We start from the raw sequence: 10,013 nt of genomic DNA, 5'->3' as shown, positions 1-10,013 counted from the left end.
GAATTTTATGAGAATTGAGGCTGTTACCAGCCTCAATCCCAACGCAACATCAGCTGGCAAAGTAAGATCGAATTTCTTCTACTACTTGCTGCACCTGTTCACGGGTCAGCGTCGGATAACTCGGGAGGTTCATCCCTCGCGAGCTAAGGTCCTGCGCTACCGGAAAGGTTTCATCCGTCTTGCAATGCGGCATGTTATGAGCAGGAGCAAACAGAGGGCGTGTCTCAATGCCCTTGCTCTTCAAATGATCACGCAATGCCTGACGCTGACTCGGATCGTCCAACAGCACCGAGCACATCCAGTAGGAGTGGCGTGTGCCTGGTTGCTCTGCATGCATCTGCAGCGGAAGCCCTTCGAGCGCTTCACGATACCAGTCCGCAACCTGCCGCTTGAGAGCGATGATCTCGTCTGCTCGTTCCAGCTGGGCAAGGCCAATGGCTGCACAGATGTTGGTCATCCGATAGTTGAATGCCAACTCGTCATGCCAGTATTCACGGGTCTTGGACACACCCTGGCTTTTGAGGTGACAGGCTCTTTCGTGGATGTCCTTGTTTTTGGACACCACCATCCCACCCTCACCGGTGGTAATGGTCTTGTTTCCAAAAAAGCTGAACGTAGCGACATCACCGAAAGTCCCTACATGCTGACCTTTGTACAGAGAGCCAAAGGCTTCTGCGCAGTCTTCGATCAGCAGCAGGTTGTGCTCTTTACACAGAGCCACAACCTCGTCCATGTCACACGCCAGACCGTACAGGTGTACGACCATGACGGCTTTGGTTTTAGGCGTGATGCGGCTGCGGATGTCTGGAACGCTGACGTTCCAGGTATCAGCCAGGGATTCAGCGTACACGACGCTTGCCCCGGTTTGCATGATGGTATTGACGGACGCCACATAAGTGAGCGTTGGGACAATCACCTCATCGCCAGGTCCAAGCCCCAAAGCAGCCATTGCCAGGTGCAGAGCAACCGTGCCATTGCTCACTGTGGTCGCATGTTCCGCACCGATGTATTGGGCAAACTCGCTCTCAAAGCGGGAGATAAATTCTCCGCGAGAAGAAATCCAGGTCGAATCAAGACACTGATTCACATATTCCTTTTCGCGTCCGCCCAGAAAGGGCTGATATACCGGAATCATCACAGCCCCCTTTATTCCTGACCCTTGAAGTATTTAAAGCCGTGTTCAGCGACCAGTTTGTCACGCTTGGCTTCACTCATGTCTTCACGCATCATTTCTTCTACCAACTCATTGAAGGAGGTAGTTGGTACCCAGCCTAATTTGGCTTTGGCTTTGCTTGGGTCACCCAACAACGTCTCAACTTCGGCTGGACGGAAATAACGCGGATCGACGGCAACGATACATTTGTTGGTGGCGACGTCGTAACCTTTCTCGTCTACACCCGTACCTTCCCAACGAATCTTGATATCGATTTCCTTCGCTGCAACCTCAACAAATTCCCGAACCGAATGCTGCTCACCGGTCGCGATCACAAAGTCTTCCGGAGTTTCTTGTTGCAGCATAAGCCATTGCATTTCCACGTAATCACGAGCATGACCCCAGTCACGCAGGGCGTCCATATTCCCGAGGTACAAGCAATCTTGCAGATCGACCTTGATACGTGCCAAGGCGCGAGTGATCTTGCGGGTTACGAAGGTTTCACCGCGGATAGGCGACTCGTGGTTAAAGAGAATACCGTTGCAGGCGTACATGCCATATGACTCACGGTAGTTCACAGTGATCCAGTAGGCGTACATCTTGGCGACGGCATAAGGGGAACGCGGATAGAACGGCGTGGTTTCTTTCTGTGGAATTTCCTGAACCAGGCCGTACAGCTCGGATGTGGAGGCTTGATAGAACTTGGTCTTTTTCTCAAGACCAGCGATGCGGATTGCTTCAAGGATGCGCAGTGTACCCATGGCATCAGTATCAGCAGTATATTCTGGCGATTCGAAGGAAACCGCAACGTGGCTTTGCGCCCCGAGGTTGTAAACTTCATCTGGTTGTACTTCTTGCACGATACGAATCAGGCTACTCGAGTCGGTCAGGTCGCCGTAGTGCAGCTTGAGATCATAGCCTTGGTTGTGCGGGTCGTGGTAGAGATGGTCAATACGCTGAGTATTGAACAGGGAGCTACGGCGCTTGATGCCGTGTACTGAATAACCTTTTTTGAGCAGGAACTCAGCGAGGTAAGCACCATCCTGACCAGTAATACCCGTAATCAACGCTACTTTCTTGTCGCTCATTTTCTCACCAATTTAAATTAATCAATCGAACAGTAAGTCTCTACCAGAGAGCCAACTTATTGCTGCCCCTCACCTTCCTTCTGGAAGTGAGAACCGTTTTTGTCATTCCATATATCTACTGTTCAGCAATCCCTCAATTTCTTTAACTTTCAGCGCTACCAGCGCTGGGTCCCTTCTACTTTCCACATTCAACCTCAACAGAGGCTCTGTGTTTGAACCTCGGAGATTAAATCGCCAGTCAGGAAACTCCAGACTGACTCCATCGGTTTGATCAAGGTGAGGCCCTTGAGGTAAATAATGTGCCAAGACCTCCTCCAGCGCCGCTGATACATCGTTGACCCGATAGTTGATTTCACCACTGCATGGATAGGCGGCAATGCGCTCATCAACAAGCTGGGCTAAATTTTTTCCGGACGCAGACATCAACGCAGTCACCAGCAACCAGGGAATCATGCCGCTGTCGCAGTAGGCGAAATCACGAAAATAATGGTGAGCACTCATCTCACCGCCGTAGATCGCATTCTCCAGACGCATGCGCTCCTTGATAAAGGCGTGCCCGGTCTTGCATTGTACTGAAACACCGCCCGCCAATCGAACCTGATCGATCGTGTTCCAGGTCAGTCTCGGGTCATGGATAATCCTGGAGCCGGGGTTCTTCTTGAGCAACATTTCCGCCAAGAGGCCAACTAGGTAATAGCCCTCGATGAAGCGGCCTTCCTGGTCGAAAAAGAAGCAGCGATCGAAGTCACCGTCCCACGCTATCGCCAGATCACAGCCATTCACCAACAACGCTTCCCGTGTCAGCAACCGGTTCTCTGGCAGAAGCGGATTGGGTACGCCATTGGGAAAGTTGCCATCGGGCTCGGCATTGATGACCACCCATTCGAAAGGCAGTTTTTTGATCAATTGCTGCAATACTGGCCCGGCAGCGCCGTTGCCCGGATCGGCAAGTATCTTCAGCGGCTTCAAATCCGCAACATTGACGTAGCTGAGAAGGTGCTCGATGTAGGCCGTCTTATCCTGCTTGAATCTAACTTCACCAGAATTGATGGCCAACGCGCCTAAATCACCACTTTCCACGCGATCACGTATGGCATTGAGCCCGGTATCGCCACTGATAGGCCGGGATTCGGACTTCACAAGCTTCATCCCGTTGAAACCCTTGGGATTGTGGCTTGCGGTGATCATCACTCCGCCATCCGCCTTGAACGCGCTGGTGGCAAAGTAGACTTCTTCTGTGCCGCACAAGCCGATGTCGATGACATTGGCACCTGCCTCAAGCAACCCACGTGTCATCGCCTCTGCCAGCATCGGGCTTTCGAGCCGCATATCCCGTCCCAGCACAATGTTTTTGCCTTGCAACTCGACAACCATGGCCCGCCCTATCCGGTAGGCCACATCTTCATTAAGATCGGACGGCACTTGGCCACGAATGTCATAGGCTTTGAAACACTGGGTTTTGATCGGGGTAGTCATACCGCTCTCTTGCTGAGGTATGTGGAAGCAAGGCCGATTGACGGCTCTGCTCTCTCATCAGAATGGAAATGCATCAGGAACAGGCCAAATGCAAAAAAGCCTGACCGGTGGAAACCCACCGATCTGGCTTGCAAATGCGCCAACGCTGTTAATTATCGACGCGGCCGTAATTATCTTCGAAACGAACGATATCGTCCTCGCCGAGATAGTCACCACTTTGCACTTCAATCATCACCAGGTCTATGACTCCCGGGTTCATCAAGCGGTGCAGATGGCCAGCACGAATGAAGGTGGACTCATTGGTGTTCAACATCAATTCCTGTTGGTCGTTGATGACCTTAGCCATCCCGCTGACGACAATCCAGTGCTCGCTTCTGTGGTGATGCATTTGCAGCGACAGAGAAGCTTTAGGCTTTACCACAATGCGCTTGATCTTGAAGCGCTCGCCATTTTCCAACGTTGTGTAGGTACCCCAAGGACGATGCACAGTGCGGTGGAGCAAATGAACGGTGTGACTGCTGGCCTTGAGCTGATTGACGATGTGCTTTACGTCTTGGGCATGATCTTTGTGGGCAATCATCACCGCGTCCGGGGTGTCGATGACCAGCAAGTCCTCGACACCGACCAGCGCAGTAAGCCGATCTTCACTGTTTACATAGTTGTTGCGGGAATTGTGGGACAACACCTCGCCTTCAAAACGGTTGCCGTTTTCATCGGGCTCGGTCAGCTCACTGACGGCGTTCCAGGAGCCGATGTCACTCCAACCGATATCACAAGGGATGGTCGCTACTTTGGATGAGCGCTCCATCAATGCGTAATCGATGGAGATGTCTGGAACCTCTGCGAATGCATCAGCGTCGAGCGCCAGGCAACGGTACTTGTCAGAGGAAGTGAGGCGCGAGCTTTCAATGGTTTTGCTGACAGCTACCACTACGTCCGGAGCATGCTGGCGCAGTTCTTCGAGCACAGTACCGACCCGGAAGCAGAACATGCCGGAGTTCCAGTAGTAGTTACCTGCACTGACATAACCCTGAGCGGTTTCAAGATCCGGCTTTTCGACAAAGCGCGCAACTTTCAGACCAGCCTTCAGAGGTGCATCCTTCTGCGCTTCGATGTAACCGAACCCTGTTTCAGGGTAGGTTGGCTGAATACCGAAGGTAACCAACCAACCTTCGGCTGCAAGCGTCATGGCGCTGGCTACGGCCGCAGCAAAGGCTTTTTCGTCTTTTATCAGATGGTCAGCCGCCAGCACCAGCATCTGGGCATCAGGGCCATGGGTCGTTTCCAGCTGAAGTGCAGCAGCGGCAACGGCAGCAGCAGTGTTACGACCAAATGGTTCGAGGATGAAACCTTGAGCATGCCTGGCTGTATTGACTGCGCTGTACTCGTCTTCGGTCTTGAACAGGAGTTCGCGGTTGGTCACCGTCAGAACTTCCACAACACCTTCCAGGCGCGAAGCACGAAGGAAGGTTTTCTGGATCAGATTCTGGCCATCTGGCAGCTCCATAAACGGCTTTGGATGGGCTTCACGAGAAACAGGCCACAACCGGCTGCCCACTCCGCCAGACAAAATTACGGGAATCAGTTCCATGCTCTAAATCCTTAATCCCCCTTCTGGCAGATAGGCCCAGAAAGTGGGGCTCAGTTATATTTCCGGTCATTCCTGCATCGTCTCGATGCAAATTCTTGTTGACCCTGCCCCCAGGATGACAGCTCAGCTTCGATCCAAACCAGCTAGCTTCATGCCTGGTATCGCACTAATGACCTAGCTCCAGCATTCATAGGATGCCGCGACCAGCAACACTGTGTATTGAAGGCAATCTAGACAATGCGGTCTCCTTTGGAAAGGAAAAGCGGATCATTGGAGGTTGAAATGCAAAGCGGAACAGGATCAGATAATTCTGCCGCCCATTCTACAGCCAGTACCGGGAATTAATAACTGATGCGGAAGGCTGGGGGCAAAAAACGTTTAAAAACAAACAAGTGTTTCAACTGCTGGCCATCAAAATAATATCAATCACCAGCATCGATCAACTCTCAGCGGCCAGGTATATCCAGAAGCTTTTTCAAGTATTGCCCATAACCCGTCTTTCCAAGTCGCTCTGCCTGAGCTGACAGCTCAGCTGCAGATATCCACCCGCTGTTGTAAGCAATCTCTTCCAGGCAAGCAACTTTAAACCCCTGGCGCTTCTCGATGGTGTGTACGAAGTGGCTAGCCTCAAGCAGTGAATCGTGAGTACCAGTGTCCAACCATGCGAAACCGCGACCAAGGATTTCGACGTTCAGCTCATCCCTCTCAAGATAGGCACGGTTGACATCGGTGATTTCCAGCTCGCCGCGTGCGGACGGCTTGATACTCTTGGCGATCTCGACGACCTTGTTGTCGTAGAAATACAGGCCAGTCACCACGTAGTTGGATTTGGGCTTCTGCGGCTTCTCTTCGATGCTCAGCGCCCGACCGGTAGCGTCGAATTCCACAACACCGAAACGCTCAGGATCAGATACGTGATAGCCGAATACAGTCGCGCCTTGCTCTTGATTGCTCGCGGAACGCAGGTTTTCCGAGAAGCTCTGGCCGTAGAAGATGTTGTCACCCAAGATCAGACAGCAAGGGTCCTTGCCGATGAACTCTTCACCAATGATGAAGGCTTGCGCCAAACCATCCGGGCTAGGTTGTTCGGCGTAGGTAAGCTTGATGCCATACAGGCTTCCATCACCCAGCAATTTTCGGAAACAAGGCAAATCCTCCGGGGTGGAGATGATCAGGATTTCTCGCATTCCCGCAAGCATCAACACCGACAACGGATAAAAGATCATCGGTTTGTCGTAGATCGGCAGCATCTGTTTGGACACGCCGAGGGTCAACGGATGCAGACGCGTGCCCGAGCCGCCAGCGAGGATGATGCCTTTACGATTTGTTGTGCTCATTTATTCAAAACTTCCCTAAGCATTCGGGTTACACCACTTTGCCAATCCGGCAAGTGCAGAGAAAAATTGTCACGCAGCTTCTGAGTATTCAAACGCGAATTCAGAGGGCGGCGCGCAGGTGTTGGATAAGCCGTCGTTTCAATCGGATTGATCGCTGTTACGGCGAGCTTCTCGCCGTTGTCTTGGGCGAAACCGATCACATGGCTAGCATAGCCGTGCCAGGACACTTCGCCACTGGCCGCCAAGTGATACAAGCCCGAAAGCTCGGGACGTTGCAGAACTTGCTGAATGGCCAACGCCGTCACGTCGGCAATCAGGTCTGCCCCGGTCGGCGCTCCGATCTGGTCAGCGATGACGCTCAAGGTTTCGCGATCCTTGGCCAAACGCAGCATGGTCTTGGCGAAGTTGTTGCCGCGAGCGCCATAGACCCAACTGGTGCGAAAGATCAGATGTTTGCAGCCCGACGCCGTAATCGCCTGTTCGCCGGCCAGTTTACTGGTGCCATAGTGATTCACCGGGGCGACTGCATCTGACTCTTGCCACGGCGTTGAACCCAAGCCGTTGAAGACGTAGTCAGTCGAGTAATGAATCAGCCAGGCACCCAGGGTCGCGGCCTCTTCGGCCATGACTTGGCTTGCCTGACCGTTCACTCGGTCGGTCAACTCGGTCTCGGACTCGGCTTTATCGACAGCGGTGTAGGCCGCAGCATTGACGATGACGTCGGGTTTGACCTGGCGAATCGTCGCGCGCAAGCCGTCGAGATCAGACAGGTCACCACACAACCCATCGACCGCATGGCGATCCAGGGCGATCAACTCACCCAGCGGCGCGAGGGAGCGCTGCAGCTCCCAGCCCACCTGGCCGTTTTTTCCTAGCAGAAGGATTTTCATGCTTTGTTCGAACGATCTGCGTAGTTCTGATCGATCCACTGCTGGTAGCTACCGCTCTTTACGTGAGCGACCCATTCAGTGTTGTTGAGGTACCACTCGACCGTTTTGCGAATGCCGGTTTCAAAGGTTTCTTCCGGCGTCCAACCCAGTTCACGCTGAATTTTGCTGGCATCGATTGCGTAACGCTGATCGTGACCCGGGCGGTCCTGAACGTAAGTGATCAGGCTGGCATGTGGACAGTAAGCAGAATCGGGGCGCAGTTCGTCGAGCAGTGCGCACAAAGTGTGTACCACTTCGATGTTTTGCTTTTCGTTATGACCACCGATGTTGTACGTCTCGCCGATAACGCCTTCGGTCACGACTTTGTACAGTGCACGGGCGTGGTCTTCGACGTAGAGCCAGTCGCGAACCTGGTTGCCTTTGCCATAGACCGGCAGCGGCTTGCCTTCCAGTGCATTGAGGATGATCAGCGGGATCAACTTCTCAGGGAAATGGCATGGGCCGTAGTTGTTGGAACAGTTGGTAACCAGGGTCGGCAAGCCGTAAGTACGGCTCCAGGCGCGAACCAAGTGATCGGAACTGGCCTTGCTGGCGGAGTATGGCGAGCTTGGCTGATACGGCGTGCTTTCAGTGAAGAGGTCTTCCGGACCTTCAAGGTCTCCGTAAACTTCGTCAGTCGAAATATGGTGAAAACGGAAGTTGGCTTTACGCGCTTCATCCATCGCCGCCCAATAGTGGCGTGCAGCTTCCAGCAGGGTGTAAGTGCCGATGATGTTGGTCTGGATGAATTCAGATGGACCGGAGATCGAGCGGTCGACATGGGACTCTGCGGCCAGGTGCATGATCGCATCCGGTTGGTGTTCACGCAGAACGCGGTCGACCTGATCACGGTCGCAGATGTCGACGCGCTCGAACACGTAACGCGAGTTCTGGCTAACTTCGGCCAATGACTCAAGGTTACCGGCGTAAGTAAGCTTATCGACGTTAACGACAGAGTCAGTAGTGTTGGAGATGATATGGCGGATGACTGCCGAGCCGATAAACCCGGCGCCGCCGGTTACTAGAATTTTCACGCGAAACCATACCCTTGAGTTACTGACAGGCCGCCAATCGAGCACTGTCTAATCCATGAATGCAGAAGCCATCAAGTCAGTTGAAATGTCTGACAGAGTCATTCGGAACCGATGTGGAAATATGCCACCATCGGATAAGCGCAGCATTTTACAGCTTAATGACTGTTTTACTAATGGATACGGACGAGCATAGGTCCGAATTCAACGTGCGCCACGCCTTTGTCGAAATCAGACAAGGCGTTTGCGGGAAGCCCTGGACGTTCGCCCCAGAAACCAGCCAAGAATCGGCCCGATCACCATCCCGATCAGCAGCGCAACAACGACGACCAGCGATACCGGTAGTTGAGGCCCCGCCCAACCCAGGAACAGCAGGGAAACCGATTGCTGATTCTCAAGAACGAACGCCAGGATCACCAAAATCAGCAACAGGACGAATACGGCGAGCAGTACGCGCTTGAGATTACGCATGAGCGGTTCCTTGAATAACGGAGGCCGTCAAAGACCTTCCTCCTCGTCCTCGTTCACACGATCGCGCAATTCTTTGCCTGGCTTGAAATGCGGCACGAACTTGCCGTCGAGACTGACGGACTGACCGGTTTTTGGATTGCGACCTACGCGCGGCGCGCGGTAGTGCAAGGAGAAGCTGCCAAACCCACGGATCTCGATGCGATCACCGGTGGCCAGACATTGGGACATTTGTTCGAGCATGGTCTTGATGGCCAGCTCCACATCCTTGGATGAGAGCAGCCCTTGATGGGTGACAATTCGTTCGATCAACTCCGACTTCGTCATATTTTTCCCTTCTTTTTCAAGCAGCTAGATCAGCGCTTCAAAGGTTTTAGCACGCCCGGATGAATTTGAACAGCCCGAGTTTTGACATATCCTTACCCCAAAAGAGATGCTCGATTTCAGATCACTGGAACGCTGATTATGCCCTTTCGAACTCACCTACAGATAACCAGCATGGTGCGCGTCAGATAGCCCGCAGGATTGAAGCCAAAGGGGTACTCATCCTCGTCTTTAGCATCATCGGACCGGGCTATAACTTTGTAGCCCGCCTTGCACTCCTTGCTAGCTCGCTTGCGACACTTCTCCCACCCCGACCCCAGCCCCGAACAATCAATCTCGATGCCACTGACCCCACGCACTGCATGAGTATTGGCATTAGTGGTACAGCCCGCCAATGTCAGTACTGCTATTACGACAATGAGCTTGTTCATTCACTTCCTTAGGCCGCACACGCCGCCCGACGGTCGCTCGCTTCAAGCTAAAGACTAGCTGTAAATAAACGATTGATCCGATTAAAGAAAGAGACAACTTGTCGGGAGGATTGGTTTCACGGCAAACAATCGCAGCGCCGCGAAACCATCAAAATCACCAAATCGCAGGCATCGGCATAGGGGAC

The 10,013-nt window shown here is 53.0% G+C and carries 10 protein-coding genes; all 10 read right to left on the bottom strand.

What is annotated here, in order from left to right; all coding sequences use genetic code 11:
* Nucleotides 1-49 precede the first annotated feature (49 nt).
* On the bottom strand, nucleotides 50-1,135 hold the full coding sequence (locus VD17_RS30585) for a DegT/DnrJ/EryC1/StrS family aminotransferase (RefSeq protein ID WP_046057091.1): 1,086 nt from the start codon (nucleotides 1,133-1,135) through the stop codon (nucleotides 50-52).
* An 11-nt stretch (nucleotides 1,136-1,146) separates the two neighbouring features.
* Complete coding sequence (gmd, locus tag VD17_RS30580) at nucleotides 1,147-2,241, bottom strand: GDP-mannose 4,6-dehydratase (RefSeq protein ID WP_038982169.1); 1,095 nt, start codon at nucleotides 2,239-2,241, stop codon at nucleotides 1,147-1,149.
* A gap of 102 nt (nucleotides 2,242-2,343) precedes the next feature.
* Nucleotides 2,344-3,717: a phosphomannomutase/phosphoglucomutase gene (locus tag VD17_RS30575; RefSeq protein ID WP_046057090.1), complete on the bottom strand. Its 1,374-nt coding sequence runs from the start codon at nucleotides 3,715-3,717 to the stop codon at nucleotides 2,344-2,346.
* A gap of 148 nt (nucleotides 3,718-3,865) precedes the next feature.
* Nucleotides 3,866-5,308, bottom strand: coding sequence for a mannose-1-phosphate guanylyltransferase/mannose-6-phosphate isomerase (locus tag VD17_RS30570; protein ID WP_046057089.1), 1,443 nt, complete (start codon nucleotides 5,306-5,308; stop codon nucleotides 3,866-3,868).
* A 446-nt stretch (nucleotides 5,309-5,754) separates the two neighbouring features.
* Nucleotides 5,755-6,645, bottom strand: a complete 891-nt coding sequence (gene rfbA, locus VD17_RS30565; RefSeq protein ID WP_046057088.1) for a glucose-1-phosphate thymidylyltransferase RfbA — start codon at nucleotides 6,643-6,645, stop codon at nucleotides 5,755-5,757.
* On the bottom strand, nucleotides 6,642-7,535 hold the full coding sequence (gene rfbD, locus VD17_RS30560) for a dTDP-4-dehydrorhamnose reductase (RefSeq protein WP_046057087.1): 894 nt from the start codon (nucleotides 7,533-7,535) through the stop codon (nucleotides 6,642-6,644). The genes rfbA and rfbD overlap by 4 nt, the downstream gene beginning before the upstream one ends.
* A complete protein-coding gene (rfbB, locus tag VD17_RS30555; RefSeq protein WP_046057086.1) occupies nucleotides 7,532-8,608 on the bottom strand; it encodes a dTDP-glucose 4,6-dehydratase in 1,077 nt (358 codons plus the stop codon). Before rfbB ends, rfbD begins: the two co-directional genes overlap by 4 nt.
* A 228-nt stretch (nucleotides 8,609-8,836) precedes the next feature.
* Nucleotides 8,837-9,076 (bottom strand): lipopolysaccharide assembly protein LapA domain-containing protein, encoded by a 240-nt coding sequence (locus tag VD17_RS30550; protein ID WP_046057085.1) that lies wholly within the window; start codon nucleotides 9,074-9,076, stop codon nucleotides 8,837-8,839.
* 27 nt (nucleotides 9,077-9,103) lie between these two features.
* Nucleotides 9,104-9,400 (bottom strand): integration host factor subunit beta, encoded by a 297-nt coding sequence (ihfB, locus tag VD17_RS30545; RefSeq protein ID WP_003369729.1) that lies wholly within the window; start codon nucleotides 9,398-9,400, stop codon nucleotides 9,104-9,106.
* 152 nt (nucleotides 9,401-9,552) lie between these two features.
* Complete coding sequence (locus tag VD17_RS30540) at nucleotides 9,553-9,828, bottom strand: hypothetical protein (RefSeq protein WP_046057084.1); 276 nt, start codon at nucleotides 9,826-9,828, stop codon at nucleotides 9,553-9,555.
* Nucleotides 9,829-10,013: the final 185 nt, after the last annotated feature.

Origin of the sequence: Pseudomonas fluorescens, from assembly GCF_000968015.1 — a bacterium.
Classification (GTDB): domain Bacteria; phylum Pseudomonadota; class Gammaproteobacteria; order Pseudomonadales; family Pseudomonadaceae; genus Aquipseudomonas; species Aquipseudomonas fluorescens_W.
The sequence above is the reverse complement of the archived record's forward strand: the minus strand, read 5'-3'. Positions and strand labels throughout refer to the sequence as shown.

Bases quoted from the DNA above. Each gene is read 5' to 3' on its own strand.
- VD17_RS30570 (WP_046057089.1), bottom strand. From the start codon at position 5,308: ATGGAACTGATTCCCGTAATTTTGTCTGGCGGAGTGGGCAGCCGGTTG.
- rfbA (WP_046057088.1), bottom strand. From the start codon at position 6,645: ATGAGCACAACAAATCGTAAAGGCATCATCCTCGCTGGCGGCTCGGGC.
- VD17_RS30575 (WP_046057090.1), bottom strand. From the start codon at position 3,717: ATGACTACCCCGATCAAAACCCAGTGTTTCAAAGCCTATGACATTCGT.
- VD17_RS30550 (WP_046057085.1), bottom strand. From the start codon at position 9,076: ATGCGTAATCTCAAGCGCGTACTGCTCGCCGTATTCGTCCTGTTGCTG.
- ihfB (WP_003369729.1), bottom strand. From the start codon at position 9,400: ATGACGAAGTCGGAGTTGATCGAACGAATTGTCACCCATCAAGGGCTG.
- VD17_RS30585 (WP_046057091.1), bottom strand. From the start codon at position 1,135: ATGATTCCGGTATATCAGCCCTTTCTGGGCGGACGCGAAAAGGAATAT.
- rfbD (WP_046057087.1), bottom strand. From the start codon at position 7,535: ATGAAAATCCTTCTGCTAGGAAAAAACGGCCAGGTGGGCTGGGAGCTG.
- VD17_RS30540 (WP_046057084.1), bottom strand. From the start codon at position 9,828: ATGAACAAGCTCATTGTCGTAATAGCAGTACTGACATTGGCGGGCTGT.
- gmd (WP_038982169.1), bottom strand. From the start codon at position 2,241: ATGAGCGACAAGAAAGTAGCGTTGATTACGGGTATTACTGGTCAGGAT.